31 protein-coding genes and 1 tRNA gene are annotated in these 26957 nt (G+C 38.6%); 23 read left to right on the top strand and 9 right to left on the bottom strand.

Annotated features, from left to right (window positions below; all coding sequences use genetic code 11):
• Positions 1 to 8 precede the first annotated feature (8 nt).
• From lgt to Q9B79_RS18915, 11 genes are all read left to right on the top strand, one after another.
• Positions 9 to 821 (top strand): prolipoprotein diacylglyceryl transferase, encoded by an 813-nt coding sequence (gene lgt, locus Q9B79_RS18865; RefSeq protein ID WP_306186602.1) that lies wholly within the window; start codon positions 9 to 11, stop codon positions 819 to 821.
• 67 nt (positions 822 to 888) lie between these two features.
• A complete protein-coding gene (gene ppaX / locus Q9B79_RS18870; protein WP_306186603.1) occupies positions 889 to 1539 on the top strand; it encodes a pyrophosphatase PpaX in 651 nt (216 codons plus the stop codon).
• A gap of 57 nt (positions 1540 to 1596) precedes the next feature.
• A complete protein-coding gene (locus tag Q9B79_RS18875; RefSeq protein WP_306186605.1) occupies positions 1597 to 2103 on the top strand; it encodes an acyltransferase in 507 nt (168 codons plus the stop codon).
• A gap of 145 nt (positions 2104 to 2248) precedes the next feature.
• A complete protein-coding gene (locus tag Q9B79_RS18880; protein ID WP_306186607.1) occupies positions 2249 to 3760 on the top strand; it encodes a tetratricopeptide repeat protein in 1512 nt (503 codons plus the stop codon).
• A gap of 85 nt (positions 3761 to 3845) precedes the next feature.
• On the top strand, positions 3846 to 4802 hold the full coding sequence (gene trxB / locus Q9B79_RS18885) for a thioredoxin-disulfide reductase (protein ID WP_071758446.1): 957 nt from the start codon (positions 3846 to 3848) through the stop codon (positions 4800 to 4802).
• 163 nt (positions 4803 to 4965) lie between these two features.
• Positions 4966 to 5772 (top strand): DUF368 domain-containing protein, encoded by an 807-nt coding sequence (locus tag Q9B79_RS18890; RefSeq protein WP_306186609.1) that lies wholly within the window; start codon positions 4966 to 4968, stop codon positions 5770 to 5772.
• Positions 5773 to 5999: 227 nt separating this feature from the next.
• Entirely contained in the window at positions 6000 to 6458 is a 459-nt protein-coding gene (locus Q9B79_RS18895; RefSeq protein WP_001190080.1) for an NUDIX hydrolase, read from the top strand.
• Between the two features lie 20 nt (positions 6459 to 6478).
• Positions 6479 to 7360 (top strand): RNase adapter RapZ, encoded by an 882-nt coding sequence (gene rapZ, locus Q9B79_RS18900; protein WP_000138465.1) that lies wholly within the window; start codon positions 6479 to 6481, stop codon positions 7358 to 7360.
• Between the two features lie 3 nt (positions 7361 to 7363).
• A complete protein-coding gene (locus Q9B79_RS18905; protein ID WP_306186614.1) occupies positions 7364 to 8317 on the top strand; it encodes a gluconeogenesis factor YvcK family protein in 954 nt (317 codons plus the stop codon).
• Positions 8318 to 8406: 89 nt separating this feature from the next.
• Positions 8407 to 9357: a DNA-binding protein WhiA gene (gene whiA / locus Q9B79_RS18910; protein WP_000006561.1), complete on the top strand. Its 951-nt coding sequence runs from the start codon at positions 8407 to 8409 to the stop codon at positions 9355 to 9357.
• 23 nt (positions 9358 to 9380) lie between these two features.
• Positions 9381 to 9629: an HPr family phosphocarrier protein gene (locus Q9B79_RS18915; protein WP_000250307.1), complete on the top strand. Its 249-nt coding sequence runs from the start codon at positions 9381 to 9383 to the stop codon at positions 9627 to 9629.
• 484 nt (positions 9630 to 10113) lie between these two features.
• Here the strand turns inward: Q9B79_RS18915 and clpP are convergent, their stop codons facing one another.
• The 8 genes from clpP to Q9B79_RS18955 all read right to left on the bottom strand — a co-directional run bounded on the left by clpP (position 10114) and on the right by Q9B79_RS18955 (position 14703).
• Positions 10114 to 10695, bottom strand: a complete 582-nt coding sequence (clpP, locus tag Q9B79_RS18920) for an ATP-dependent Clp endopeptidase proteolytic subunit ClpP (protein ID WP_001049162.1) — start codon at positions 10693 to 10695, stop codon at positions 10114 to 10116.
• Positions 10696 to 10936: 241 nt separating this feature from the next.
• A complete protein-coding gene (locus Q9B79_RS18925) occupies positions 10937 to 11806 on the bottom strand; it encodes a DUF421 domain-containing protein (protein ID WP_306186620.1) in 870 nt (289 codons plus the stop codon).
• Between the two features lie 20 nt (positions 11807 to 11826).
• Positions 11827 to 12033, bottom strand: a complete 207-nt coding sequence (locus tag Q9B79_RS18930) for a DUF1657 domain-containing protein (RefSeq protein ID WP_306186622.1) — start codon at positions 12031 to 12033, stop codon at positions 11827 to 11829.
• 11 nt (positions 12034 to 12044) lie between these two features.
• Positions 12045 to 12395 (bottom strand): stage V sporulation protein AE, encoded by a 351-nt coding sequence (spoVAE, locus tag Q9B79_RS18935; RefSeq protein ID WP_002112813.1) that lies wholly within the window; start codon positions 12393 to 12395, stop codon positions 12045 to 12047.
• A complete protein-coding gene (gene spoVAD / locus Q9B79_RS18940; RefSeq protein WP_306186626.1) occupies positions 12392 to 13408 on the bottom strand; it encodes a stage V sporulation protein AD in 1017 nt (338 codons plus the stop codon). Before spoVAD ends, spoVAE begins: the two co-directional genes overlap by 4 nt.
• Positions 13409 to 13885, bottom strand: coding sequence for a stage V sporulation protein AC (gene spoVAC / locus Q9B79_RS18945; RefSeq protein ID WP_016099831.1), 477 nt, complete (start codon positions 13883 to 13885; stop codon positions 13409 to 13411).
• Positions 13886 to 13914: 29 nt separating this feature from the next.
• Entirely contained in the window at positions 13915 to 14403 is a 489-nt protein-coding gene (locus Q9B79_RS18950) for a YhcN/YlaJ family sporulation lipoprotein (protein WP_306186629.1), read from the bottom strand.
• A 93-nt stretch (positions 14404 to 14496) separates the two neighbouring features.
• On the bottom strand, positions 14497 to 14703 hold the full coding sequence (locus Q9B79_RS18955; RefSeq protein ID WP_000216166.1) for a DUF1657 domain-containing protein: 207 nt from the start codon (positions 14701 to 14703) through the stop codon (positions 14497 to 14499).
• 205 nt (positions 14704 to 14908) lie between these two features.
• Between Q9B79_RS18955 and Q9B79_RS18960 the strand changes: the two genes are divergently transcribed.
• The 10 genes from Q9B79_RS18960 (at position 14909) to eno (ending at position 24475) form a co-directional block, all read left to right on the top strand.
• Positions 14909 to 15262 (top strand): YxeA family protein, encoded by a 354-nt coding sequence (locus Q9B79_RS18960; protein WP_306186632.1) that lies wholly within the window; start codon positions 14909 to 14911, stop codon positions 15260 to 15262.
• A 156-nt stretch (positions 15263 to 15418) separates the two neighbouring features.
• A tRNA-Arg gene (locus Q9B79_RS18965) sits at positions 15419 to 15494 on the top strand.
• 259 nt (positions 15495 to 15753) lie between these two features.
• On the top strand, positions 15754 to 17061 hold the full coding sequence (gene rpoN, locus Q9B79_RS18970) for an RNA polymerase factor sigma-54 (protein WP_306186634.1): 1308 nt from the start codon (positions 15754 to 15756) through the stop codon (positions 17059 to 17061).
• A gap of 9 nt (positions 17062 to 17070) precedes the next feature.
• A complete protein-coding gene (locus Q9B79_RS18975) occupies positions 17071 to 17316 on the top strand; it encodes a glutaredoxin family protein (RefSeq protein ID WP_306186636.1) in 246 nt (81 codons plus the stop codon).
• Between the two features lie 135 nt (positions 17317 to 17451).
• Entirely contained in the window at positions 17452 to 18480 is a 1029-nt protein-coding gene (gene cggR, locus Q9B79_RS18980; protein WP_048528176.1) for a gapA transcriptional regulator CggR, read from the top strand.
• A gap of 26 nt (positions 18481 to 18506) precedes the next feature.
• Positions 18507 to 19511, top strand: a complete 1005-nt coding sequence (gene gap, locus Q9B79_RS18985) for a type I glyceraldehyde-3-phosphate dehydrogenase (RefSeq protein ID WP_000161236.1) — start codon at positions 18507 to 18509, stop codon at positions 19509 to 19511.
• Between the two features lie 139 nt (positions 19512 to 19650).
• Positions 19651 to 20835 carry a phosphoglycerate kinase gene (locus Q9B79_RS18990; RefSeq protein WP_078417346.1) on the top strand — a complete coding sequence of 395 codons (1185 nt, stop codon included), beginning with the start codon at positions 19651 to 19653 and terminating at the stop codon, positions 20833 to 20835.
• A 32-nt stretch (positions 20836 to 20867) separates the two neighbouring features.
• On the top strand, positions 20868 to 21623 hold the full coding sequence (tpiA, locus tag Q9B79_RS18995; protein ID WP_001231037.1) for a triose-phosphate isomerase: 756 nt from the start codon (positions 20868 to 20870) through the stop codon (positions 21621 to 21623).
• Positions 21620 to 23149, top strand: coding sequence for a 2,3-bisphosphoglycerate-independent phosphoglycerate mutase (gpmI, locus tag Q9B79_RS19000; RefSeq protein WP_029440956.1), 1530 nt, complete (start codon positions 21620 to 21622; stop codon positions 23147 to 23149). Before tpiA ends, gpmI begins: the two co-directional genes overlap by 4 nt.
• A gap of 30 nt (positions 23150 to 23179) precedes the next feature.
• The gene (gene eno, locus Q9B79_RS19005) at positions 23180 to 24475 is read left to right on the top strand and encodes a phosphopyruvate hydratase (protein WP_000103949.1); all 1296 of its coding nucleotides are present in this window, start codon (positions 23180 to 23182) and stop codon (positions 24473 to 24475) included.
• A 48-nt stretch (positions 24476 to 24523) separates the two neighbouring features.
• Here the strand turns inward: eno and Q9B79_RS19010 are convergent, their stop codons facing one another.
• Positions 24524 to 25474 carry a nucleoside hydrolase gene (locus tag Q9B79_RS19010; RefSeq protein ID WP_306186642.1) on the bottom strand — a complete coding sequence of 317 codons (951 nt, stop codon included), beginning with the start codon at positions 25472 to 25474 and terminating at the stop codon, positions 24524 to 24526.
• A 414-nt stretch (positions 25475 to 25888) separates the two neighbouring features.
• Here Q9B79_RS19010 and Q9B79_RS19015 point away from each other — a divergent pair, with 414 nt between their 5' ends.
• Positions 25889 to 26257 carry a CidA/LrgA family holin-like protein gene (locus Q9B79_RS19015; RefSeq protein ID WP_000673220.1) on the top strand — a complete coding sequence of 123 codons (369 nt, stop codon included), beginning with the start codon at positions 25889 to 25891 and terminating at the stop codon, positions 26255 to 26257.
• Positions 26254 to 26946 (top strand): LrgB family protein, encoded by a 693-nt coding sequence (locus Q9B79_RS19020; RefSeq protein ID WP_000078299.1) that lies wholly within the window; start codon positions 26254 to 26256, stop codon positions 26944 to 26946. The genes Q9B79_RS19015 and Q9B79_RS19020 overlap by 4 nt, the downstream gene beginning before the upstream one ends.
• Positions 26947 to 26957 lie beyond the last annotated feature (11 nt).

A 26957-nucleotide genomic window follows, 5' to 3' on the forward strand; every position in this document is an offset into this window, starting at 1 on the left:
TCATACATATGCTGCTAGGTTCTGTACCACAGCTTGACCGTGTAGCTATCCAACTTGGGCCGTTTCCTGTTTATTGGTACGGGATTATTATCGGTACAGGTGTGCTATTAGGTCTTTGGCTAGCAACTCGCGAGGGAGAAAGGTTAGGTATTCCAAAAGATACATTTGTTGACCTTGTATTAATTGCAGTACCGATCGCTATTCTATTTGCGAGAATGTACTATGTTATTTTTGAATGGGAATATTACGCGCAAAACCCGAGTCAAATTATTAATATTCGTCAAGGTGGATTGGCGATTCACGGTGGTTTAATTGGGGCTGTTATTACAGGGATTCTTTTTGCGAAACGCCGCGGGGTTTCATTCTGGAAGTTGGCTGATATTGCTGCGCCAAGTATTTTACTAGGACAAGCAATTGGCCGATGGGGAAATTTTATGAACCAAGAGGCACATGGTGATGAAGTAACGAGACAGTTTTTAGAAGGTCTTCATTTACCGGATTTCATTATTAATCAAATGTACATTGATGGTGTGTACTACCACCCGACGTTTTTATATGAATCATTATGGAATTTTGCGGGAGTAATTCTATTACTTGCATTACGCAAAGTGAACTTACGCCGCGGGGAACTATTCTTCACATATTTAATTTGGTATTCAGTAGGGCGCTTCTTCGTAGAAAGCTTACGTACAGATAGTTTAATGCTAGGACCACTTCGTATCGCACAAGTAATGTCAATTGGACTTGTTGTTATTTCTATTATTTTCATTATTGTGAGACGAAAAATGGGGCAAGCTGATAAAAGATATTTGGAAAATTAGAGAAAAGTAGCATCTTATTATGAGATGCTGCTTCTTTCATATTCAGGAAAGCGAAAGGACTAAGGCAATGAGAATAAATACAGTGTTATTTGATTTAGATGGAACTTTAATTAATACAAACGAACTTATTATTTCTTCTTTTTTACATGTGTTACATACATATTATCCAAATCAATATAAGCGTGAAGATGTATTGCCATTTATCGGTCCGTCTTTACAGGATACTTTCAGCAAGATTGATGAAAACAAAGTTGAAGAGATGATTACGTGCTATCGTCAATTTAACCATGATTATCATGATGAATTAGTAGAAGAATATGAAACTGTATATGAAACAGTTCAAGAGTTGAAGAAGCAAGGTTATAAAGTTGGGATTGTTACAACGAAAGCGAGACAAACTGTTGAAATGGGATTAAAGTTTTCGAAGCTGGATGAATTTTTTGATGTTGTCGTGACAATTGATGATGTAGAGCATGTGAAACCTCATCCGGAGCCACTTCAAAAGGCACTTCAGTTATTAGATGCAAAACCGGAAGAAGCATTGATGGTTGGGGATAATCATCATGATATTGTTGGTGGACAAAATGCGGGTACGAAAACAGCTGCGGTTTCATGGACACTGAAAGGTAGAGCGTATTTAGAGGCTTACAAGCCGGACTTTATGTTAGATAAAATGAGTGATTTACTACCGATTTTGTCTAATATGAACCGTTCATAAAGGTCCAAGTAAGTTAGTAGGGGCGTATTTCCCTACTTTAGTAGAGGAGCGAGCTAAGTGCGACGGACAACGCGCTATCCCGTTGCGGGAGAGAATTCATTATGGAATGTGTATAAAACAGTGTCTTTTTGGAAGGTAATGAAGAATTTTATTATTATCCAGATCGCTCGTTATACACCATTTTTATCCGTCAAGAATTGGCTGTACCGCACATTTTTACGGATGAAGGTAGGAAGGAAAACATCGTTCGCGCTTATGGTAATGCCGGACATTATGTTCCCAGAAAAGATAACTGTGGGAGAAAATTCAATTGTTGGATATAATACAACGCTTTTAGCACATGAATATTTAATTCGAGAATATCGACTTGGAGAGATCGTCATAGGAAATGAAGTGATGATTGGAGCAAATACAACGATATTACCAGGTGTGAAAATTGGAGATGGCGCGATCGTTTCAGCTGGCACACTCGTTCATAGAGATGTACCAAGTGGCGCTTTCGTGGGTGGAAATCCAATGCGTGTTATTTATACAAAAGAAGAAATGGATGCTAGAGAAGGTTGATACTAAAAATGTAACATTTCTCTTCTTTTTTAATGCATAAAAAGGAAATAATTGAGTATAATATACTGTTTTGTTTTTTACGGAATCGTTTATACTTATAGATAGAAGAATGTGTGAACGAAGAAAACAAAAAACTGGAGGATATATGGGGAAAAATCAAAGAATATATAAGGAGAACGGACAAGTTATCTCTTTTAATCAATTAGCGGACTTCTTTTATAAAAAAGGGATGAGGGCCTACAAAGGACAAAAATTGCAAGATGCAATTAAATATTTTCGAAGAGCGGCACAAAGTGAGAAGGAGCCGTTTATTTTATGCCAATTAGCAACAGTATTATCTGAGGCTGGTGAATATCAAGAATCGAATCAAACCTTCTTAAAGTTAGTTAGATCTAACCCTGAACTTGAACAATGCTATTATTTCATTGCAAATAACTATGCATATATGGGGCTATTTCAGCAGGCAAAAAAATATGCGGAGCGTTATTTAGAAGTTGCGGAAGAGAAGGAATTCGTTGAAGATACATTAGAATTACTTGAAATTATGGAAGAAGAAGCGATGGGTGCAGAAGAGATTGAGGATGAAGATGATTTAATTGTTATGCAGGAAGAAGCGAATCGTTATATTCGTAACGGACAATTGGAAGAAGCAATTACTACATTAGAAATTGTTACGAAAGATTATCCGGAATTTTGGTCGGGGCATAATAATTTAGCCATTGCGCATTTTCAATCTGGCAATGTAGATAAGGCACTAAAGTTAACGGAAATGATTTTAGAGAAAAATCCTGGTAATATACATGCGCTCTGTAATACGCTTATTTTTCTATATTCAATTGGAGAGCATAAACAAGTAGAAGCGTTAGCTGCTCAGTTAGTTGCAGTATATCCAATTTCATTTGAGCATCGTTTGAAACTAGGAACGACACTTGCAACAATTGGTCATTTTGAGCATGCATATAAATGGTTCAAAGTATTAAAACGTCAAGGATACGAGGGAGACGTTAGTTTCTATTATTGGTTTGCATATTCTGCATATATGATGGAAGATCAGCAAGTAGCGGAAAAAATGTGGCAACATGTTGTAGAATTACACCCTGATAAAAAGGGAAAAGAGCCGTGGAATGCGCTAAATTTAGCGGATGAAGGACAAAATGTGTTATTTGAAGAATTACGAAAATCATTTCAGCAAAGTGCGACGCTAGAGGAACAAATGCTAGCTTTATATTTGATGAACGAATTATCAACGCCGGAGAAGGTAGGATTCTTCTTTGATGTAACGCAAGCGAAGAATGGCGTTCCAATCGTATCGCAACTTGCAAAGTATTTCTTTTTACTTAATAGCCATAAGAGCATTCCAGCTGATTTACAGCAATTTGAACAGTGCGCGCGAATTGCGGATGCTTTATACAATTATACGAAAAAAGATGATGAATTAATCGAAGAGTGTTTACAATTTTGGTTCTGTACGTTCATACGTTTATATACATCTGGAGCAGTTTTTACAAATGTATACGGCTGGTCAGCTGCGGTTGAATATATCGTACGCAGCGAACAAGGAAATAAGATGACACAGTCGGAACTTGGAGATGTATATAATGTATCTGTAGCGACTGTTCGAAAGTATGTGCAGACTGTTAAACGTACGCACACATAAGATAAGCAAATCATTGGGAAAAAAATGATGCTAACAGTATAATGAGGGTAACTTAATTGTGTAGGAATGAATAGGAGTGAATGGTGTGTCAGAAGAAAAAATTTATGATGTCATTATTATTGGTGCAGGACCAGCTGGTATGACAGCTGCAGTATATACATCTCGTGCGAATTTAAGCACATTAATGCTTGAGCGTGGTATTCCAGGTGGCCAAATGGCAAACACAGAAGATGTAGAAAACTACCCAGGTTATGAGTCTATTTTAGGACCAGACTTATCAAATAAAATGTTCGAGCATGCGAAGAAATTTGGTGCTGAATATGCATACGGTGATGTGAAAGCAGTCATCGATGGTAAAGAATACAAAACAATTATTGCTGGTAAAAAAGAATATAAAGCACGTGCAATTATCGTTGCAAGCGGTGCAGAATATAAAAAAATTGGTGTGCCAGGCGAAGCTGAACTTGGCGGCCGCGGTGTATCATATTGTGCAGTATGTGACGGCGCATTCTTTAAAGGAAAAGAACTTGTAGTTATTGGCGGCGGAGATTCTGCTGTTGAAGAGGGTGTGTTCTTAACACGCTTTGCATCAAAAGTAACGATCGTTCACCGTCGTGACACGCTTCGTGCACAGAAAATTTTACAAGATCGTGCTTTCCAAAATGAGAAAGTAGATTTCATTTGGAACCACACGATTAAAGAAATTAACGAAGCAAGTGGTAAAGTAGGAAGTGTAACACTTGTAGACGTAAATAGTGGAGAAGAGAAAGAAGTCAAAACTGACGGCGTATTCGTATACATCGGTATGTTACCATTATCAAAACCATTTGTTGAACTAGGTATTACAAACGAAAATGGTTACCTTGAAACAAATGAGCGTATGGAAACGAAAGTTCCTGGTATTTTCGCAGCTGGAGATGTTCGTGAAAAAATGCTACGCCAAATTGTAACTGCAACAGGTGACGGTAGTATCGCAGCACAAAGTGCACAACATTACGTTGAAGAATTATTAGAAGAACTAAAAACTGTATCAGAAAAATAAGGGATAACATACCTTTTGAGAAGAAAGCTACAGCTAGGAGCTTTCTTCTTTTTTGTGTGAAAATGTCAAAGTTTTGTCAAAAAATATCAGGATTATAAGCTTTCTTATTGATATACTGGACTTTACGGAAAAATCACTATAAGAAATGAGGAATTTATTCAGCATGGAATGGCGTAATGTATATCGTGGATTTTGTATGGGCGTTAGTGATTTAATTCCTGGTGTGAGCGGCGGTACAATCGCTGTTGTGTTAGGGATTTATGAACAATTGCTTGCAGCAATTAGTGGGTTCTTTAGTCGTGAATGGAAAAAACATTTAGGATTTTTAATTCCCCTTGCAGCTGGTGTGGCAGCAGCGTTTTTAACGTTAAGTCACGTTATTAAATATTTACTTGAAAATCATTATGAACCGACTCAATTTTTCTTCCTCGGTTTAATTATTAGTATATTACCGATGTTAATGAGGGAAGCTGATGCAAAGTCATCGTTTAAAGGTAAGCACATTGTTTTATTAATAGTTGCAGCAATTCTTGTTGCAATCACAGCTTTCTTTAAACCAGATAAGACAGCAGATCCAATTACAACGTTAACAATTTTAAATGCAATTGGTTTGTTTTTTGCAGGGTGGATGGCTAGTATGGCTATGTTACTTCCTGGAATTAGCGGATCATTTATTTTATTAATTATTGGTGTGTATCCGACAGCAATTAATGCTTTAACTACACTGAACTTACCTTTAATCGTAGTTATCGGTGCTGGTGTTATGGTAGGATTTGTTGTAAGTAGTAAAGGAATTAGTTTCTTATTAGATCGTTATAAAAGTATGACATTTGCGGCAATTATTGGACTTGTTATCGGCTCGATTGTGATTGTGTTCCCCGGTATTCCAACTGGTGGATTCTCAATTATAAGTTCGATTATTACCTTTATTTTAGGATTTGCGATTGTTACTTATTTCGGTAAGAAGTAAGGGTTAGAGTCCCCTTGGCGATAAAAGTCGTTAAGGGGATTTTTCATGTTATTCATTGAAAGTCCAGGCATTTACATTGCTTGTTATAAAAAGCTTTTTTAAAATTGTTGAGTAGCAGTGCTTAGCGAAAGGGGACTGGCTCCTTCGTTGTAGCAAACTGTTTTTGATAGTATAATGAAATGAGTATGCAGTGAGAAATTTACTGCAAGTAGCTGAGGTGAAGAAACATGCAAAGAGTGACAAACTGTGTGTTAATTAGAGATAATGAAGTACTCTTACTCCAAAAACCTCGCCGTAATTGGTGGGTTGCACCAGGTGGGAAAATGGAGCGTGGTGAGACTGTAAGAGATTCCGTTGTTCGCGAGTATCGTGAAGAAACAGGTATTTATTTAAAGAACCCAGCGTTAAAGGGGGTCTTCACCTTTGTCATCCAAGAAGGTGATAAAGTTGTTTCTGAATGGATGATGTTCTCCTTTTTAGCGACAGATTTTGCAGGAGAAAACAAACTAGAGAGCGAAGAAGGCATCATTGGTTGGCATACATTTGATAAAATTGATGATTTAGCAATGGCACCAGGAGATTATCACATTATTGATTATTTAATTAAAGGAAATGGCATAATCTACGGTACATTTGTATATACCCCAGATTTTGAGTTGCTTTCATATCGATTAGATCCGAGTTAAACCGTCAAGGAGAGGATACGATGACAGAGAATAATGATATAAAAATGGTAATTATTACAGGAATGTCTGGAGCAGGAAAAACAGTAGCTTTACAAAGTTTTGAAGATTTAGGATATTTCTGTGTAGATAATTTACCACCGATGTTATTGCCAAAGTTTATTGAGCTTATGGCGGATTCAAAAGGGAAAATGAATAAAGTAGCACTTGGCGTTGATTTACGTGGCCGAGAATTTTTCGAACATTTATGGGGAGCACTTGATGATTTATCAGAACGTACATGGATTATTCCTCATATTTTATTCTTAGATGCGAAAGACAGCACGCTTGTAACTCGTTATAAAGAAACGAGACGTTCGCATCCACTTGCGCCAACTGGTTTGCCGTTAAAGGGAATCGAGATGGAGCGCAGCTTATTAACTGATATGAAGGCACGAGCGAATATTGTGCTTGATACATCGGATTTAAAACCGAAGGAATTACGTGAAAAGATTGTTCACCTGTTTTCAACTGAAACTGAGCAAGCATTTCGTGTAAATGTTATGTCATTTGGATTTAAGTACGGCATTCCAATTGATGCAGATTTAGTGTTTGATGTTCGTTTTTTACCAAATCCATACTACATTCCACATATGAAGCCATTAACAGGACTAGATGAAGAAGTTTCATCGTATGTGCTGAAATTTAATGAGACGCATAAGTTTTTAGAGAAATTGACGGATCTTATCACTTTCATGCTGCCTCATTATAAAAGAGAAGGTAAGAGTCAACTTGTAATTGCAATTGGATGTACAGGTGGGCAGCATCGTTCTGTTACGCTTACAGAATACCTTGGGAAACATTTGAAACCAGAGTATAGCGTTCATGTATCTCATCGTGATGTGGAGAAGAGAAAGGGCCATTAAGGGATGAAAAAAGAGAGAAAACCTAAAATTGTTATCATGGGAGGCGGTACTGGACTTTCTGTATTATTACGAGGATTAAAACAATATCCAGTTGATATTACAGCGGTTGTTACAATCGCTGATGATGGTGGCAGTTCAGGTAGATTACGTGATGAGCTAGAAATTCCACCACCAGGTGACATTCGTAACGTACTTGTTGCGTTATCGGATGTAGAGCCACTGGTAGAAGCTTTATTTCAGCATCGTTTCACAACGGGAGATGGGCTGAAAGGTCATGCGTTAGGAAATTTATTGTTGGCAGGTATGACCTCGATTACAGGAGACTTTTTCCACGCGATTACGGAAACGAGCAAAGTGTTAAATGTTAGAGGACGTGTATTACCGGCAGCGAATCAAAGTGCAGTACTGCATGCGGAACTAGAAGATGGAGAAATTGTAACAGGTGAATCAAAGATTCCTTATTACGGGAAGAAGATTAACCGTGTCTTTTTAACTCCAGAAGATGTAGAGCCGTTACATGAAACGTTGACTGAGATTAAACGAGCTGATTTACTTGTTTTCGGCCCAGGAAGTTTGTATACGAGTATATTACCGAATTTAGTTGTTAACAAAATTGGGGATGCTGTTCTTGCTGCAAAAGCGAAGAAGGTATATGTGTGTAATGTTATGACGCAAGCTGGTGAAACGATGGGATATACTGCGTTTGACCATGTGCAGGCGTTACATGATCATTTAGGTAAACCATTTATCGATACCGCAATTGTAAATAACCGTGATATTCCTTGTGAATTACGTCAGTTATATGAGGAAGAAATGTCAGGACCAGTTGTAGTAGATGAAGAACGTTTTGCTGAAAATAATATTGATGTTATCCAAGATCAATTAGCGAAGTATGATGACCGTGTTGTAAGACACGATACATTAAAACTAGCTTCTATTTTATATTCACTGTTGTAGATGTGCGTTGCCTCGTTTGAGGTAACGCTCCTCATTTCATATAGGACAAGATTTTTGTTCCATAATAATCGTATAAGGAGGTGTTGGCTGTGTCATTTGCATCAGAAACAAAGAAAGAGTTGACGAATCTAGAGATGAAGGAATGCTGTGAGAAAGCAGAGTTATCAGCGTTACTTCGCATGAACGGATCGCTTTCTTTTTCAAATCGTCGTCTATCTATCGATATTCAAACGGAGAATGCGGCAATTGCAAGAAGGATTTATACGCTTTTGAAAAAAGGATATGACGTGACGGTAGAATTACTTGTTCGTAAAAAAATGCGATTGAAGAAAAATAACGTATATATCGTACGACTCGTTGAGAAGTCTCGCGAAATATTAGCTGATCTTCATATCGTGCGAGATGACTTTTCATTTATTCGAAATATATCACAAGAATTAATTGAGAAGAAATGTTGTAAACGATCGTATTTACGCGGTGCATTTTTAGCAGGTGGTTCAGTAAATAACCCAGAAACATCATCTTATCATTTAGAGATCTTTTCGTTATATAAGGAACATAATGATGCTATATGTGAATTGATGAACGGATTTGATTTAAATAGTAAGACGTTGGAAAGAAGAAAAGGGTACATTACGTATTTGAAAGAAGCGGAAAAAATTACAGAGTTTTTAAATATTATAGGTGCTCATAATGCGCTTTTAAGATTTGAAGACATTCGAATCGTACGTGATATGCGTAATTCTGTAAATCGTTTAGTGAACTGCGAAACAGCTAATTTAAATAAAACAATTGGTGCAGCGCTAAGGCAGATTGAAAATATCCGCTACATTGATGAGACGGTTGGTCTTGATATATTGCCAGATAAACTACGAGAAATTGCGCAACTACGAAGAGATTATCAAGATGTAACATTGAAAGAGTTAGGTGAGATGGTATCCGGGGGGAAAATTAGTAAATCGGGTATTAATCATCGTTTGCGTAAAATCGATGATATTGCAGAGAAATTACGCGCGGGGGAAACGGTAGCAAAAAAATAAGAGGGTAAAGGGGAAATGGAGCTGTGGTTCAAAAAAGAGTTCAGGTTTCATTAAAAAACGGTTTACAAGCACGTCCGGCTGCGTTGTTTGTACAAGAGGCAAATCGCTTTCATGCGGATATCTTCATTGAGAAAGATGGAAAGACAGTAAATGCAAAGAGCATAATGGGGATTATGAGCTTAGCAATTGGAACTGGTAGCATGATAACAATTACAACAGAAGGTTCAGATGCAGAAGAAGCTTTAGAAGCATTAGCTGCATATGTACAATAAGAAGCTATCGCGCATGTGCGATAGCTTTTTTGTTTTGTTGGGGTGTGGGGGAAAGTATGTAGGGGGCGTGTGCTCGTCGAGGATTGTCGGTAAGTCGATAAGTTGTGTCGAATCGCCGATATAATTGGAGTTACGGTCGATATATTTGAAAAATCGCTGATATATTTAGGTGGGGTATGTGATTGCAGAAACCCCACTATAAAAAAAGCGCCCTATTATAGGGCGCTTCCGCTTTAAATCTATCCAGCTCCAGCGGCTAGAATCTCCGGTCGCTTCACCCCTTCATTCGAGGCAAAAAGCGCCTCGGAATCAGGGGCTCCATCGCCCTACGATTCTGAGCGATCCGCTTCCGCTTTTAGTTGTATCCAGCTCTAGCGGCTAGAATGGTCGGTGGCTTCGCTTCTTCCGACGAGGTAAAAAGCACCTCTTTGTCAGAAGCTCCATCCTCCTCCCATTCTGAACGATCCGCTTCCGCTTTTAGTTATTAACGATTTGTAAAGATCTTATCGATTAAACCGTATTCTAAAGCTTTTTCTGCTGTCATGAAGTTGTCGCGGTCTGTGTCGCGTTGTAGTACTTCAAGTGGTTGACCTGTGCGGTCAGCAAGAATTTGGTTTAGTTTTTCACGTAAGAATAGGATACGTTTAGCAGCGATTTCGATTTCAGTCGCTTGACCTTGTGCTCCACCAAGTGGTTGGTGAATCATTACTTCACTGTTTGGAAGTGCATAACGTTTTCCTTTTTCACCAGCTGCAAGTAAGAATGCACCCATAGATGCAGCCATACCGATACAGATTGTTGATACTTGTGGTTTAATAAACTGCATTGTATCGTAAATTGCCATACCTGCTGTGATAGAACCACCAGGGCTGTTGATATAGATGTGAATATCTTTTTCTGGATCTTGAGATTCCAAGAATAAAAGCTGGGAAACGATTGAGTTAGCTACGTTGTCATCAATTGCGCTACCAAGCATAATGATGCGGTCTTTTAATAGGCGAGAATAAATATCGTAAGCGCGTTCTCCACGATTTGTTTGTTCAATTACTGTAGGAATTAAATTCATCTGTTATTTCCTCCTTCTAAAGCTTTCTTAGTCTTATAATACAATTATGGTCAATAAAGGTCAAACGAAACAACTTTAAATCAAAAAAATATGTAGTTGTACCATGAAATATTCGCTATGTTTTTGAAATTCCCTGCTTATGTATCTTCAACATCATAACCGAATTACATAAATTTAAACGTTATAAAAACTGTAGAAAAAAAGAAAAGAACGCCTTTTTACTGAAGCGTTCTTCCGATATTTATTCTTTTAAAAGATAGGTTACTTTATTTAAAATCTTTTCGATTTGTTTCGCGTTTTTACTATACATTTCGCTCGCTGATTTCGACTTTGTTTCTAGGGAAAATAGTTCAAGATCAGCATGACATTTTTTTAAAGATGCTAATAATAAAGGTTTGTTTTGAGGAGACGGCATTTGTAGTTTGTCATTATAAATGTCGATAGTAAGCTGTCCATATGAATCAACTTGACCGAGAAAGACATTTTCGATGACAACACCGAGTTTTTCTAATTCAGAATGTAACCAAGCACGGTTATGCCCACTAGAGGATAAAGGTTCGTCTAATATATTTCCATCCATAATAACAGTTTGTGGTTCTTTTTCGTTTGCTACTTTTAAGCCGATGTCTTTTGCTGTAAGAGGTTGGCGATCCTTCTTTAATAATACATTTAATTCTCCACTCGGTTCTAGTACAGCAAATTCAACATCAGCTACGCTGAAGGCATCTTTTCCACGAAGAAGTTCCAGTAATTCGTCACTTGTATATTTTTCTTTCTTTAAGTTGTCTTCGAGTATCTTTCCATCTTTTATTAATACGGTAGATTTCCCTTCAAAGAAGTCCCGAGCTGCTTTGTTCTTTAAAGAGAGGATTCCTGTTAAAAAAGGTACCACAGCGAAAATGAGTATCGCAAAGACGCCGTGAAAAAATTTTGAATCGAGCCCTGTAGATACTTGGGCAGCGATGTCACCGATTGTCATCCCGGCTATGTATTCAAAAAAGGAAAGCTGAGAGATTTGTCTTTTCCCTAACCATTTTGTAATAGCGAATAAAATAATTAATATGAATACAGAGCGAAGAATGACAAGTGTCCATTCCGGTAGGTGAGACATAGTCATTTCCTCCAGTCTACTTAAAACCCTTTATATTGAGGTTCTTCACGTTCTAATACTGAAACTCTATTCTGTAAATCAGCGATGATACTGTCCATTTCTAACATGCATTCATGAAATACACGTTTTGATTCCTCATCCTGTGAATGTAGTGAAAGGGAGCTTAAACTTGCTTGAGCGCCCCTTACACTAGCAAGACAGGTTTTTACGCTAGCAATAACTGTCATACAAACACCTCTTATCCTTTCGGTTTGAATAGCAGAGCTCCAATGAATCCGAAAATAATAGCTGCTGATATACCAGCGCTCGTTACTTTAAACATTCCAGTAATAACGCCAACGATGCCGTGTTTTGCAGCTTCTTCCATTGCGCCGTGAACGAGGGCATTACCAAAGCTTGTAATAGGTACAGTTGCACCGGCACCTGCAAAGTCAATTAATGGTTCATACAGGTTAAAGCCGTCTAGTATAGCGCCGACAACAACAAGTGTTGCCATTGTATGAGCAGGGGTTAGTTTGCCGACATCAAACATAAGTTGACCAATTACACATATGAGTCCACCAATGACGAAAGCCCAGAAAAAAATCATTGCGTTGCACCTCCAAATTCAATCGAAACGGCGTGAGCGATACACGGAATCGTTTCTTCTTGTTGGAATGTAAGTGGAGATAGTAAAGCGCCTGTCGCAACGACAAGTATTTTTTTGAACTCTCCTCTTTTCATTCGGTTTAATAAATGACCGTAAACGACTGTTGCGGAACATCCTGGTCCACTAGCACCAGCTATGACAGGTTGTCCCTCTCTATAAATGAGTAGCCCGCAATCTTGAAACTGTTCGCTCGTTACTTTCGTTCCGTGTTTATGTAGTAAGTCATAAGCAATTTCGCGTCCTACATGTCCGAGATCGCCTGTTACGATTAAATCGTAGTAAGAGGCATCAATTTGACGTTCACGTAAATGAGCTTCAATTGTATCGACGGCAGCTGGAGCCATTGCGCCTCCCATATTAAACGGATCTGTTAATCCCATATCGACCACTTTTCCGATTGTGGCGGATGTTACCTGGGGACCGTGCCCAGTATCGCTTAAAATAGCAGCTCCGGCTCCGGTTACTGTCCACTGTGCAGTAGGTGGCTTTTGTCCACCATATTCGGTAGGATAGCGGAATTGTTTTTCTACAGCAGTGTTATGACTTGATGCCCCGGTTAATAAATATTTAGCACCTTTTGCATTTACGATACTTGCCCCAAGTGCTAAACCTTCCATAGAAGTAGAACAAGCACCGAATAATCCGAGATAAGGAGTGCCTAGTGTACGGCAAGCAAAACTTGTAGGGGTAATTTGATTAATTAAATCTCCTGCGAGTACGAATTGAATATCGTCTTTACGAAGCTTAGCTTTTTCAGTAGCGCGGCTACAAGCTTCTTCAAATAAAATTTTATGTGCTTTTTCATAGGAATCCTGTCCGAGCCATAAATCTTCATGAAGGATATCGAAGTCTTCTGGAATTTTTCCTTTTGCTTCAAATGGCCCGCCAACGACTCCTGTCGAAATAATAACTGGTTTGTTTTCAAATACCCACGTCCGGTGTCCTTGTAACATTTATAGCCCTCCCCATTGAACGAGAATCGTTTTAATAAGTGCGATGACGAAAGCCGAAAATACACCAAATAAAATAACAGAACCAGCTAATTTGAACATGTTACCGCCAACGCCAAGGACAAACCCTTCCGTCCGGTGTTCGATACATGCGGCGATAACAGAGTTACCAAATCCAGTGACAGGTACAGCTGTCCCAGCACCTGCAAACTGACCGAGACGATCATATACACCGAACCCAGTTAGTAACATCGAGATGAAAATAAGAGTTGCGACTGTTGGATTTCCCGCTGAGCGTTCAGTGAAATCAAAATATGTGATATAAAACGTAGAAATGAGTTGTCCGATGAGGCAAATAAAACCACCGACGAAAAAGGCTTTAATGCAGTTTTTCAAGACAGGACGCTTCGGTTCACGTTCTTGTTCGAATTTTTTATATTCCTGTTGTACAGGGGTTAAGTTTTTATCTTTACTAGACATTGCGATCCTTCCTTTTCTATTCGAAAGCGTTAAGTGTTAGATTCCATTTCTGATCCGATAAATTTTAACTGTTTTTTGATTTCATCTTTAGATATTTCTTTTTTCTTGATTCTGTTTTCAAGCTTTTCAAGTAACATAAAGATTTTTTTATCTGTACTAACACGAACATCGAAAGTGGGATATTCATCACTTAATTGCTTTTGAAGTTTCTTGCGTAAAGGTTTTAATCCAAATCGTTCATGATGTTCAGGCTTAACTGCTATGTAGAGATCTAAATTTGAATTCACTGCAGCGCTTTTTATAATTTCATCCATAGCGATAGCTTTTTTCTTTGCTTCTTGCGATATAGATTGATTAAAGGATTCTGTACTCATCTTTGTTAATTTAGGTCCTTTTTCTTTCTCTGTTCGCTTTGCTTCTTCTTTCTTTACCTTTTTATCTAATGGGCTGTGATCACATCCGGTAAAAGAGCTAAATAGAAGGGCAAATAATGCGGTTATGAGGCCGAGTTTTCGCATGATTATCATTCCATTTCTATTGCAATATGTAATGTGATAGAAAAAGGATGACTGCATATCATCCTTTTTCTATTTCACAGCATGACGAATTCGTTATTGCTGTGAGTATTGTGGTTCTTCTTGTTGGACTTCTTCAACACGTGGGTTTAAAGAATCGATAATCGTTTGTGTTTGCTGCGCAGCTGTTTGGAAAAGTTGCTTTGCTTGTTGGTTATCCGTATCAAGAGCGAATCCCTCTAAGCTAGCTTGTGCACTTTTTAATCCAGAAACAGTTTGCTTTAGTTTTGTAATTACAGTCATTGAATGAAGCCCCCTTTGGAATATCAATTCAAAGATTATAATTTGTGAGTTCGGGTGAATTTATGATTGGAAAATTTAGGTGTATTACATATATGGATTACAATTTTGTAATGAATATGTAAGGATAAGCGATAGTGGAAAAAAACTTTTTCTCCTAGAATAAAGAGAGTAAAGCAAGTTAAAAGGATGTTTGAAGGAGAGGAAAATGAAGAAATTATTATTAGGTGTAATTGGACTTTTTATATTAGTTATTGGTGTGGCAAGTGTTTCTCATAATGAGATAACAGATAGATACAACCCGCTTGTGAAAGAGGATTGGTTATATGTAAAAGCGAAAGAATCTGGCCGACTATCCAAAATCGGAGAGGTAGCTGGGGATTATAAACTTACTGGTTATTACGTTTCGGGCGAAGGAAGAGACGTTAAGTTTTATGCACCTCGTGGGCTTCGAGAAGGAGCATATGTAAAGGTTAAAACGAAAGGCGAATATATTGAAACATACCAAGAAGTACAGCCAAACGAAATTCCAAAAGAGATTAAAGTGAAGCTAGATAAATAAAGTGGGTCAGAATTGCCTCCTAAATGTAGAAATAAGGAGGCTTTTTTATTTGGAAAAAAAGCGTATATATAATGTGCTATCAAAGAGTTTTTATTGATTTAAATGGTTTTTATTGCTATTATTATGAAGAGAAAATGAAGTGTATTTTATAATCATGCGCCCATAGCTCAGTCGGATAGAGCGGTGGTTTCCGGTACCACGTCTGCCGGGGGTTCGAATCCCTCTGGGCGCGTCAAAAAGTCCTAACTTACGTTTTGTAGGTTAGGACTTTTTTTATTTTCCTCTTGTTATATCTGATAATAAGATTTACTATTAGTACTTGATAATAATTTTTGCAACTTATTATTTTCTTTCAATATTATTCAAATTTCGGTTGTAAGTTGTAAATCTCATTAATACATATAAATTAATAATATTTTGGAATGGGTGTCTGCGTGAGGATTCTCCTTTTACCAAACTTATTGTACAATAGAAACAAGGGGGAGATTAGTTTGAAGGCAAGTCTTTTACAAGAACAAAGCTTACGTTTGGCAATGACACAAGAGTTAAGGCAAGCGATTACAATGCTCCAGTATAATGTACAAGAATTATCGGAGTTTTTGTATGAGCAATCGTTAGAGAATCCCCTTATTGAGTTAGGTGGTTTTGAGAGGGAGAAGAAAAAGAGCTCTAACGCAAGTAAAAGTACCGGCAAACAAGTCGAGAATCAGATGGAAATCTACAGTGTGGATTCTACAACGATTCAGCAACATTTATTAAATCAAATACAGTATTATAAAATAGATGAAGAAGAGCGAAAAGTAGCTTCTTTCATTATTATGAACATGGATGGAAATGGGTATTTACAAGAAACGAACGAAGAGTTAGCGGATCTCCTTTCCGCACCGATTCATGTAGTTGACCGCTCTGTAGAGCTTGTCCAATCACTTGAGCCAGCAGGGGTAGGAGCGCGTAATATTCAGGAATGTCTAACTTTGCAATTGAAGCGCTTACAAAGGCGGAACGGATTAGCAGAAGAGGTTGTAGAAGACCATTTCGCTTATTTCGTGAAGAAAGATTGGCGAAAGCTCGTTCAAGTTCTGAAGTGTAGTAATGAGGAGTTGCAATCGGCGGTGAACTGTATTACGTCATTACAGCCGAAACCAGGTCTTGCGTTTTCTTCTGATAAACCACTCTATATTGTGCCTGATATGGCGGTGAAAAAAGATGGCGATCGTCTCGTTTTACAAATGAATGAGAGGAATATGCCGAGAATCGAAATTCATTCTGAATATAGTGCGCTTCTTAATAATAGTGAAAGCGAAGTAGCATCTTACGTATCGGAAAAGTATCAGCATGTGCAGTGGATTATGCGTAGTTTGAAACAGAGAAAACAAACGCTTCTGCAAGTGATGACCATTATTATGGAAAAACAACGTGATTTCTTCTGGAAAGGTCCGGAGTATTTAAAGCCACTTGCTTTAAAAGAAGTAGCAGAAGAGTTAAGTGTGCATGAATCTACAATTAGCCGTGCAACGCGAAATAAATATGTGCAAACACCACACGGTTTATTTGAGATGAAATCGTTCTTTAGTAATGCCGTTTCAACTACTGAGGATGAAGCAGTTTCTACAAAACGTGTAAAACAATTTATTCAAACGCTTGTTGAGGCAGAGAATAAGAAAAAGCCACTTTCAGATCAAAAGATTTCAAAATTGTTAGAGGAAGAGCATGAAATCGTTATTTCTCGAAGAACAGTAGCAAAGTATAGAGAACAAATGCACATTCCAGCGTCGTCATTACGAAAAACGATCGGATAGGTGAAGAAGATGAAAGTTGTACTGTATACAAAAAAAGATTGTGGCCTTTGCGTGAAGGCGAAACAAGTTTTACAGGAAGTACAATGTGAATATTCTTTTCAAATCGAGGAAATAGATATATATGAAGATAATGACCTTTTAGAAAAATACCACTTAATGATTCCGGTTGTAGAAATAGACGGAAAACAAGTAGAATATGGTCACATTCACAAAGGTGTCATAATAAACTATATAAAGAATGCAGTTAAGAGTTGAATAAGTTTCTATCTCCTGTTACAATAATACACGTAGCAGGGATTATTTTTTTAACCTACGTGGGACGCAAAATGTCACTACGGGACGTAAAGTGACCACGAGGAAAAGTGAACCAATGTAGTGAGGAGAAAAGATATGCGCTCATGGATTCAGAACACAAAAAAATTATTACCTGATCTGCTACCTGTTATGCAAACGAGAATGCAGATTCTTCAATACATTAGGCTCATGCAGCCGATTGGAAGAAGAAACTTATCAGCAAGTCTCGGTATGACAGAACGAGTATTGCGAAGTGAGGTTCAAGTTTTGAAAGAACAAAACTTAGTTCACGTCGCTTCTTCTGGAATGACTTTGACAGAAGAAGGAACAGCTTTAGTTCTTGCTTTGGAAGACTTTATGAAAGAAATTTCCGGGTTAAAGGTTTTAGAAAAGCAACTTAAGGAAACATTAGACTTGGATGAAGTTTTCGTTGTCCCTGGTGATAGTGATGAATCACCTTGGGTCAAACTGGAGATGGGCCGTGCTTGTGTGACTTGTATAAAAGACCGTCTGACAGCGAATAATATCGTTGCTGTGGCTGGAGGAACTACGCTAGCTGCTGCTGCGGACATGATGCAGCTTGATTGCAAAGATTTACATATGCTATTTGTCCCAGCACGTGGTGGAATTGGAGAAGGCGTCGAATTAGAAGCCAATACCATTTGTGCCAAAATGGCGCAAAATACGATGAGTAATTATCGCTTATTGTATGTTCCAGACCATGTTAGTAGCGAAGCATATGCGTCTATTGTGACAGAGCCTTCCGTGAAAGAAGTTCTTGAGTTGATTCGATCTTCCAATATCGTCATTCATGGAATAGGTGATGCGTTAACAATGGCACGTCGCAGAAATACTTCGGAAGCAGATTGGTTAAAGATTCAAGCAAGCGAAGCAGTTGGCGAGGCTTTCGGTTACTACTTTAATGAACAAGGAAATGTTGTTCATAAAGTAAGAACAGTTGGTATGCAACTTGAGGATTTACAAAATGTATCTCACGTTGTTGCAGTCGCTGGAGGTTCTTCAAAGGCAAAGGCAATACAGGCTGTAATTAAACAAGGGCACACTTCAATTCTAATTACAGATGAAGGTGCAGCAAAACAGTTAACAAAGGGTATTACCCTTTAATATAATCCCCCAAGGAGGAAATTCAAATGACTAAAATTGGTATTAATGGATTTGGACGTATCGGACGTAACGTATTCCGCGCAGCTCTTAACAACTCTGAGGTAGAAGTAGTAGCAATCAACGACTTAACAGATGCTAAAACATTAGCTCACCTTTTAAAATATGACACAGTTCACGGAACTTTAAATGCAGAAGTATCTGCTAACGAAAACAGCATCGTTGTTAACGGTAAAGAAATTAAAGTTATCGCTGAGCGTGACCCAGCTCAATTACCATGGAGCGACTACGGAGTAGAAGTAGTAGTAGAATCTACTGGCCGTTTCACTAAAAAATCAGACGCTGAAAAACACTTAGGTGGATCAGTTAAGAAAGTTATCATCTCAGCTCCAGCTTCTGACGAAGATATCACTGTAGTTATGGGTGTTAACCACGAACAATACGATGCAGCTAACCACAACGTAGTATCTAATGCTTCTTGTACTACAAACTGTCTAGCTCCATTCGCTAAAGTATTAAACGAAAAATTCGGTGTAAAACGCGGAATGATGACAACAATTCACTCTTACACTAACGACCAACAAATCTTAGACTTACCACACAAAGATTTACGTCGTGCTCGTGCAGCAGCTGAAAACATGATTCCAACATCTACTGGTGCAGCTAAAGCTGTAGCATTAGTATTACCAGAACTTAAAGGTAAATTAAACGGTGGCGCTGTACGTGTTCCAACTGCTAACGTTTCTCTAGTTGACCTAGTTGTTGAACTTGACAAAGAAGTAACAGTTGAAGAAGTAAATGCAGCATTCAAAGCAGCAGCTGAAGGCGAATTAAAAGGTATCCTTGGATACAGCGAAGAGCCATTAGTATCTATCGACTATAACGGATGTACAGCTTCTTCTACAATCGATGCATTATCTACAATGGTAATGGAAGGTAACATGGTTAAAGTACTTTCTTGGTACGATAACGAAACTGGTTACTCTAACCGCGTAGTAGACTTAGCAGCTTACATGACTTCTAAAGGTCTTTAATTCTTAATTATATAAGCTATCAATGACAAAACGAGGGAGAGGGTTTGTTCCCTCTCTCTCTTCTTTCGTTTTAAAAGCAAATGTGTTAAGCTTTTGAGTGGGTTTTGTCAATCCTAACTAGTAGTCGGAGGGAAATCCAATGAACAAAAAATCAATTCGTGACGTAGATTTAAAAGGTAAGCGTGTATTTTGCCGCGTTGACTTCAACGTACCTATGAAAGAAGGCAAAATTACTGATGAAACTCGTATCCGTGCAGCTCTTCCTACAATTCAATATTTAGTAGAGCAAGGTGCGAAAGTTATTTTAGCAAGTCACTTAGGCCGTCCAAAAGGTCAAGTAGTAGAAGAAATGCGTTTAACTCCAGTGGCAGCACGTTTAGGCGAGCTTCTTGGTAAAGACGTTAAAAAAGCAGACGAAGCATTCGGACCAGTTGCACAAGAAATGGTTGCAGCAATGAACGAAGGCGACGTATTAGTTCTTGAAAACGTACGTTTCTATGCGGGCGAAGAAAAGAACGATGCAGAATTAGCGAAAGAATTTGCAGCTCTTGCTGATATCTTCGTAAACGATGCATTCGGTGCAGCTCACCGTGCTCACGCTTCTACAGCAGGTATCGCAGACTACCTACCAGCAGTATCTGGCTTATTAATGGAAAAAGAGTTAGAGGTACTTGGAAAAGCACTTTCTAACCCAGAACGCCCATTCACAGCTATTATTGGTGGTGCGAAAGTAAAAGATAAAATCGGTGTAATTCGTCATCTATTAGACAAAGTAGATAACTTAATCATCGGTGGCGGACTTGCTTACACATTCGTTAAAGCTTTAGGTCATGAAATTGGTCTATCTCTATGTGAAGACGACAAGATCGAACTAGCTAAAGAATTTATGCAACTTGCAAAAGAAAAAGGCGTAAACTTCTACATGCCAGTTGATGTTGTAATCACTGAGGAATTCTCTGAAACTGCAACAACTCAAATCGTTAATATCGATTCTATCCCTTCTAACTGGGAAGGCGTGGACATCGGTCCTAAAACACGTGAAATTTATGCAGATGTAATTAAAAATTCTAAGCTTGTTGTATGGAATGGACCAATGGGTGTATTCGAAATGACTCCATTCTCACAAGGTACAAAAGCAGTAGGACAAGCATTAGCAGATGCAGAAGGTACATACTCTGTTATCGGCGGTGGTGACTCTGCAGCAGCTGTTGAAAAATTCGGTATGGCTGATAAAATGAGCCACATTTCTACTGGCGGCGGTGCGTCATTAGAATTCATGGAAGGTAAAGAGCTTCCAGGTGTCGTTTGTCTTAACGACAAATAAGTAGCAGCCAAAGAAAAAGGACGGTGCAAAGCATGCGTAAACCAATTATCGCAGGTAACTGGAAAATGAATAAAACTCTATCTGAAGCAGTTAGCTTCGTAGAGGAAGTTAAAGGTCAAATCCCAGCAGCTTCAGCTGTTGATGCAGTAGTTTGCTCTCCAGCTCTATTCTTAGAGCGCCTTGTAGCAGCGACTGAAGGAACTGATTTACAAGTAGGTGCACAAAACATGCACTTCGAAAAAAATGGTGCATTCACTGGCGAAATTAGCCCAGTAGCACTTAGCGACTTAAAAGTAGGCTACGTAGTACTTGGCCACTCTGAGCGTCGTGAAATGTTTGCTGAAACAGATGAGTCAGTAAACAAAAAGACTATCGCAGCATTTGAACATGGTTTAACACCAATCGTATGTTGTGGTGAGACTTTAGAAGAGCGCGAAAGCGGAAAAACATTTGATCTAGTAGCAGGTCAAGTGACAAAAGCACTTGCAGGTTTAACAGAAGAGCAAGTTAAAGCAACTGTTATCGCTTATGAGCCAATCTGGGCTATCGGTACAGGTAAATCTTCTTCTTCTGCAGATGCAAACGAAGTATGTGCGCACATCCGTAAAGTTGTTGCAGAAGCTGTTTCTCCAGCAGCTGCAGAAGCTGTTCGTATTCAATACGGCGGTAGCGTAAAACCAGAAAACATTAAAGAGTATATGGCACAATCTGACATCGACGGCGCTTTAGTTGGCGGTGCTAGCTTAGAGCCTGCTTCGTTCTTAGGTCTTCTGGGGGCGGTAAAATGAGAAAGCCAACAGCTTTAATCATTCTTGATGGTTTCGGACTACGTGAAGAAACTCATGGGAATGCTGTAGCACAAGCTAAGAAACCTAATTTTGATGGTTACTGGAACAAATTCCCTCACACAACGCTTACAGCTTGTGGTGAGGCGGTAGGTCTTCCAGAAGGTCAAATGGGTAACTCTGAGGTTGGTCACTTAAATATCGGTGCTGGCCGCGTAGTATATCAAAGCTTAACACGCGTAAACGTTGCAATTCGTGAAGGTGAGTTCGATCAGAACGAAACGTTCCAAAGTGCAATTAAAAGCGTAAAAGAAAAAGGTACTGCACTTCATTTATTCGGTTTACTTTCTGACGGTGGTGTGCACAGTCACATGAACCACATGTTTGCTCTTCTTCGCTTAGCAGCTAAAGAAGGCGTTGAGAAAGTATACATTCATGCATTCTTAGATGGCCGCGATGTTGGACCAAAAACAGCACAAGGTTATATCGATGCAACAAATGAAGTAATTAAAGAAACAGGAGTAGGACAATTCGCGACTATCTCTGGTCGTTATTACTCCATGGACCGTGACAAGCGTTGGGATCGCGTAGAAAAATGTTACCGTGCTATGGTGAATGGTGAAGGCCCTACTTATAAATCAGCAGAAGAGTGTGTAGAAGACTCTTATGCAAATGGTATCTACGATGAATTCGTATTGCCGTCTGTAATTGTTAACGAAGATGACACGCCAGTTGCAACAATCAATGATGATGATGCAGTTATCTTCTATAACTTCCGTCCAGACCGTGCAATTCAAATTGCTCGTGTATTTACAAACGAAGACTTCCGTGAGTTCGATCGTGGTGAAAAAGTACCTCACATTCCTGAATTCGTTTGTATGACACATTTCAGTGAAACTGTAGATGGTTACGTGGCATTTAAGCCAATGAACCTTGATAACACATTAGGTGAAGTTGTTGCGCAAGCGGGATTAAAGCAACTTCGCATCGCGGAAACTGAAAAGTATCCGCACGTTACATTCTTCTTTAGCGGTGGTCGTGAGGCTGAATTCCCAGGAGAAGAGCGTATCTTAATTAACTCACCGAAGGTTGCAACATATGACTTGAAACCTGAAATGAGCATTTACGAAGTAACGGACGCTTTAGTAAATGAAATTGAAAATGATAAACATGATGTTATCATTCTTAACTTTGCGAACTGTGATATGGTTGGCCATTCTGGGATGATGGAACCAACAATTAAAGCAGTAGAAGCAACTGACGAATGTTTAGGAAAAGTTGTAGAAGCAATTCTTGCAAAAGATGGTGTAGCACTTATTACTGCTGACCATGGTAATGCTGATCAGGAGTTAACTGCTGATGGCGAGCCAATGACAGCTCATACAACTAACCCGGTTCCTTTCATCGTTACAAAAAATGACGTAGAGCTTCGTGAAGGTGGTATTTTAGGAGATATTGCCCCAACAATGCTTACACTTTTAAATGTGGAACAACCGAAAGAAATGACAGGTAAAACAATTATTAAATAATTTGCTTATATAAAAAGGAGAGAATTTATTATGTCAACAATTATTGATGTTTATGCTCGCGAAGTCCTTGACTCTCGTGGTAACCCAACTGTAGAAGTAGAAGTTTACACAGAAAGCGGCGCTTTCGGACGCGCTATCGTACCAAGTGGTGCATCTACTGGTGAACACGAAGCAGTAGAATTACGTGACGGTGACAAATCTCGTTACCTTGGTAAAGGTGTTATGAACGCAGTAAACAACGTTAACGAAGCAATCGCTCCAGAAATCGTTGGTTTCGACGTAACTGACCAAGCTGGTATCGACCGTGCTATGATCGAATTAGATGGCACTCCAAACAAAGGCAAACTAGGCGCTAACGCTATCCTTGGTGTATCTATGGCAGTAGCTCACGCAGCAGCTGACTTCGTAGGTCTTCCATTATACCGTTACCTTGGTGGATTCAATGCAAAACAATTACCAACTCCAATGATGAACATCATCAACGGTGGTTCTCACGCTGATAACAACGTAGACTTCCAAGAGTTCATGATCTTACCAGTTGGTGCTCCAACATTCAAAGAATCAATCCGTATGGGTGCTGAAGTATTCCATGCACTTAAAGCTGTATTACATGACAAAGGTCTTAACACTGCAGTAGGTGACGAAGGTGGATTCGCTCCAAATCTTGGTTCTAACCGTGAAGCATTAGAAGTAATCATCGAAGCTATCGAAAAAGCTGGTTACAAAGCTGGCGAGAACGTATTCTTAGGAATGGACGTTGCTTCTTCTGAGTTCTACAACAAAGAAACTGGTAAATATGACCTTGCAGGCGAAGGCCGTACTGGCTTAACTTCTGCAGAAATGGTTGATTTCTACGAAGAGCTTTGCAAAGACTTCCCAATCATCTCTATCGAAGATGGTTTAGACGAAAACGACTGGGATGGTCACAAATTATTAACTGAGCGTATCGGTGATAAAGTACAATTAGTTGGTGACGACTTATTCGTAACTAACACTCAAAAACTTGCTGAAGGTATCGAAAAAGGTATCTCTAACTCAATCTTAATTAAAGTTAACCAAATCGGTACTTTAACTGAGACTTTCGAAGCTATCGAAATGGCTAAACGTGCTGGTTACACAGCAGTTGTATCTCACCGTTCTGGTGAAACTGAAGATGCTACAATCGCTGACATCGCAGTTGCAACTAACGCTGGCCAAATCAAAACTGGTTCTATGAGCCGTACTGACCGTATTGCTAAGTACAACCAATTATTACGCATCGAAGACGAACTAGGCGAAATCGCTGTTTACGATGGTATCAAATCTTTCTACAACATCAAACGATAATTGTAGAAAATAACGACAGACCGTGAGAAATCACGGTCTGTTTTTTTGTTAAAATTGCTCATCCGTCATAAGTGACATGAAATGTTTAAAGAAGCGGTTATAATCAAAATCAATTGCGATTTGATGAATCGGCCGATCAATAAATGGTTTAGATTCTCCTAAAGAGCGGAATTCTCCAATGCTTGTTCCTTGTGCATAAGATTCTGTCATGACAACGATAGGTGATTTGTGATACGTAAACATAGAGTTATCAAGTAAAGCGAGTATTGGCATTGTGTCATGAAAGGGGCTTCCCTTTAAATGCGGTAGGGCATCTTTATAATATCCGTAGTAATAATGATCGAATAACGGTTTGATGAGAGGGGCCTTTCCTTTTGCTTCAATATATTCAGCCATTTCTGGTGTAATGATGGAATACTGGGTGACGTTTAATGGATAGATGTACATGTTAGGTGAAGATTGAAGGACTATATTAGCGGCAGCAGGATCACCATAAAAGTTTGCTTCAGAAATAGGTGTAACATTACCGGGGTGCAAAAAGGCACCACCCATTACGTAGTAAGATTTAATTTGCTTCATTAGCTGTTTACATAGGATGAATAAAATGGCGAGGGAGGTAAGTCTTCCTAAACTTACAATGATTAATTCATCTTTATACTGTTCAATAAGAGGAATAACTTCGAAAAAATTCTCCATTTCTCCGTTAGTCACATTCTCCTTTGGAATAATTGGCCCGAGCCCTTGTTTCCCATGTACATCCGTAAAGAAAGCAGGAGGGGCACCAGTAAGCGGTTGTTCTGAACCACCAAATATCTTAATATTTCTATTTTTTGTTTCGCGCTTAAGAAAATGAGCATTTTGTACAGCCATTTCTTTTGGAACATTGCCGTAATCAGCAACAATGCCGATGATTTCTATTTCATCAATAAAGAATGCTAAGAGGAGGGCCATCGCATCATCAATCCCAGGATCACAAAAAATAAGAACTTTTTTGGGCATATGTTCACCACCTATCTTATTTATCCCACTTTAATGGGCAGTAAGACCCTCATCTCAAAATTCAGCGAAAGCAAAGAATTTAGGTGGGGGGCGGGCTGCCCATTAAAGTCCGATTGGTGAGGGCTGATTAAAGAACCCCCCACTGATTAAAGTTTCACTTTATATATATGTAAGCGTAAGGATAAAAAGATTATTTTATTGAAATAACAACCTTATAAATTCAGAAAATAAAAACTTTTTATATTAGGTCAAGGTTTTTGACTTAATTTCTACGCAGAAATCCAGTCATATCAAGGTTGTAAGCGTCTAACATAGGCTGTTTTTGCTGTCAAGTTGATAAATTGCAGCTTTTTACAATTTATACTATGATAAAGATATTAACAGAAGATCGTATAAACATGAGGGATGATGAACATGAAATTTACAAAGATTCTTGTCCAAATTGCTGCTCTTTACGTTTTCTATATGGTTGGAACTTGGGTACAAGAAATGTTAAATATTCCGATTCCAGGAAGTTTGATTGGGATGTTCCTCTTACTTGTTTTACTTAGCCTAAAAGTTCTTCCAGTGAAATGGTTCGATTTAGGAGCAGAAACACTCGTTGCTATTATGCCGTTTTTATTAATTCCGCCAACGCTTGGCCTAATGAATTACGGTGCTTTTTTTATGAGTAAAGGAATTTCTCTTTTCATTACAATTGTAGCGAGTACATTTTTAATTATTATTGTCGCAGGACATACAGGACAATATCTTGCGAATAGAAAGGAAAGAGAGTCGCGATGAGCCAAATATTAATCGGAATCGGTTGGGTTCTTTTTACGGTGCTATTATACCAATTATCTAAAAAAATCTATAAATTATTTCCAACACCATTCACCATTCCAATGCTTGTAGCAACAGGATTAATGGCTTTCTTATTTATCATGCTTGATATACCATATCAACATTATATGGAAAGTGGTGGCGGCTGGATTGCAAAACTGCTCGGACCCGGTGTTGTAGCATTTGCAATTCCTCTTTATAAACAACGCCACGTTCTTCAAAAGTATGTTGTACCGATTGCCGGTGGCGTATTAGTAGGTACAACAGTTGCCATCGCGAGTGATTTTGCTATTGCATCACTTATGGGAACGGATAAAAGCTTAATTTTATCTTCTTTACCAAAATCAGTGACAATGCCAGTTGCGATGAGTGTTTCAGAGCAAGTAGGTGGTGTACCGTCATTAACGGCAGCATTCGTTGTTATCGCAGGTATTACTGGAACGATTACCGGCCCGCTTTTATTGAAATGGAGCCGTGTTACAAACTCTGTTGGTAAAGGTATTGGATTTGGATGCGCTTCTCATATTATGGGTGTTATGAGAGCGATGAAAAATAATGAACATGAAGGTGTTATTGGATCGGTAACAATGACATTAACAGCAATTTTGACATGTTTGCTTGGACCTTTATTTGCAATGATGTTCATGTAATAGAAGAAAAG

The organism is Bacillus sp. MHSD_36 (assembly GCF_030757775.1).
Taxonomy (GTDB): domain Bacteria; phylum Bacillota; class Bacilli; order Bacillales; family Bacillaceae_G; genus Bacillus_A.

Bases quoted from the DNA above. Each gene is read 5' to 3' on its own strand.
- Q9B79_RS18930 (WP_306186622.1), bottom strand. From the start codon at position 12,033: ATGACAGTTATTGCTAGCGTAAAAACCTGTCTTGCTAGTGTAAGGGGC.
- lgt (WP_306186602.1), top strand. From the start codon at position 9: ATGCTGCTAGGTTCTGTACCACAGCTTGACCGTGTAGCTATCCAACTT.
- ppaX (WP_306186603.1), top strand. From the start codon at position 889: ATGAGAATAAATACAGTGTTATTTGATTTAGATGGAACTTTAATTAAT.
- rapZ (WP_000138465.1), top strand. From the start codon at position 6,479: ATGACAGAGAATAATGATATAAAAATGGTAATTATTACAGGAATGTCT.
- Q9B79_RS18955 (WP_000216166.1), bottom strand. From the start codon at position 14,703: ATGACTGTAATTACAAAACTAAAGCAAACTGTTTCTGGATTAAAAAGT.
- Q9B79_RS18890 (WP_306186609.1), top strand. From the start codon at position 4,966: ATGGAATGGCGTAATGTATATCGTGGATTTTGTATGGGCGTTAGTGAT.
- gap (WP_000161236.1), top strand. From the start codon at position 18,507: ATGACTAAAATTGGTATTAATGGATTTGGACGTATCGGACGTAACGTA.
- cggR (WP_048528176.1), top strand. From the start codon at position 17,452: ATGCGCTCATGGATTCAGAACACAAAAAAATTATTACCTGATCTGCTA.
- Q9B79_RS18895 (WP_001190080.1), top strand. From the start codon at position 6,000: ATGCAAAGAGTGACAAACTGTGTGTTAATTAGAGATAATGAAGTACTC.
- gpmI (WP_029440956.1), top strand. From the start codon at position 21,620: ATGAGAAAGCCAACAGCTTTAATCATTCTTGATGGTTTCGGACTACGT.
- eno (WP_000103949.1), top strand. From the start codon at position 23,180: ATGTCAACAATTATTGATGTTTATGCTCGCGAAGTCCTTGACTCTCGT.
- Q9B79_RS19010 (WP_306186642.1), bottom strand. From the start codon at position 25,474: ATGCCCAAAAAAGTTCTTATTTTTTGTGATCCTGGGATTGATGATGCG.
- Q9B79_RS18950 (WP_306186629.1), bottom strand. From the start codon at position 14,403: ATGCGAAAACTCGGCCTCATAACCGCATTATTTGCCCTTCTATTTAGC.
- Q9B79_RS19020 (WP_000078299.1), top strand. From the start codon at position 26,254: ATGAGCCAAATATTAATCGGAATCGGTTGGGTTCTTTTTACGGTGCTA.
- Q9B79_RS18975 (WP_306186636.1), top strand. From the start codon at position 17,071: ATGAAAGTTGTACTGTATACAAAAAAAGATTGTGGCCTTTGCGTGAAG.
- spoVAC (WP_016099831.1), bottom strand. From the start codon at position 13,885: ATGTCTAGTAAAGATAAAAACTTAACCCCTGTACAACAGGAATATAAA.
- Q9B79_RS19015 (WP_000673220.1), top strand. From the start codon at position 25,889: ATGAAATTTACAAAGATTCTTGTCCAAATTGCTGCTCTTTACGTTTTC.
- Q9B79_RS18960 (WP_306186632.1), top strand. From the start codon at position 14,909: ATGAAGAAATTATTATTAGGTGTAATTGGACTTTTTATATTAGTTATT.
- Q9B79_RS18990 (WP_078417346.1), top strand. From the start codon at position 19,651: ATGAACAAAAAATCAATTCGTGACGTAGATTTAAAAGGTAAGCGTGTA.
- Q9B79_RS18925 (WP_306186620.1), bottom strand. From the start codon at position 11,806: ATGTCTCACCTACCGGAATGGACACTTGTCATTCTTCGCTCTGTATTC.
- clpP (WP_001049162.1), bottom strand. From the start codon at position 10,695: ATGAATTTAATTCCTACAGTAATTGAACAAACAAATCGTGGAGAACGC.
- spoVAD (WP_306186626.1), bottom strand. From the start codon at position 13,408: ATGTTACAAGGACACCGGACGTGGGTATTTGAAAACAAACCAGTTATT.
- Q9B79_RS18880 (WP_306186607.1), top strand. From the start codon at position 2,249: ATGGGGAAAAATCAAAGAATATATAAGGAGAACGGACAAGTTATCTCT.
- tpiA (WP_001231037.1), top strand. From the start codon at position 20,868: ATGCGTAAACCAATTATCGCAGGTAACTGGAAAATGAATAAAACTCTA.
- spoVAE (WP_002112813.1), bottom strand. From the start codon at position 12,395: ATGATTTTTTTCTGGGCTTTCGTCATTGGTGGACTCATATGTGTAATT.
- Q9B79_RS18905 (WP_306186614.1), top strand. From the start codon at position 7,364: ATGAAAAAAGAGAGAAAACCTAAAATTGTTATCATGGGAGGCGGTACT.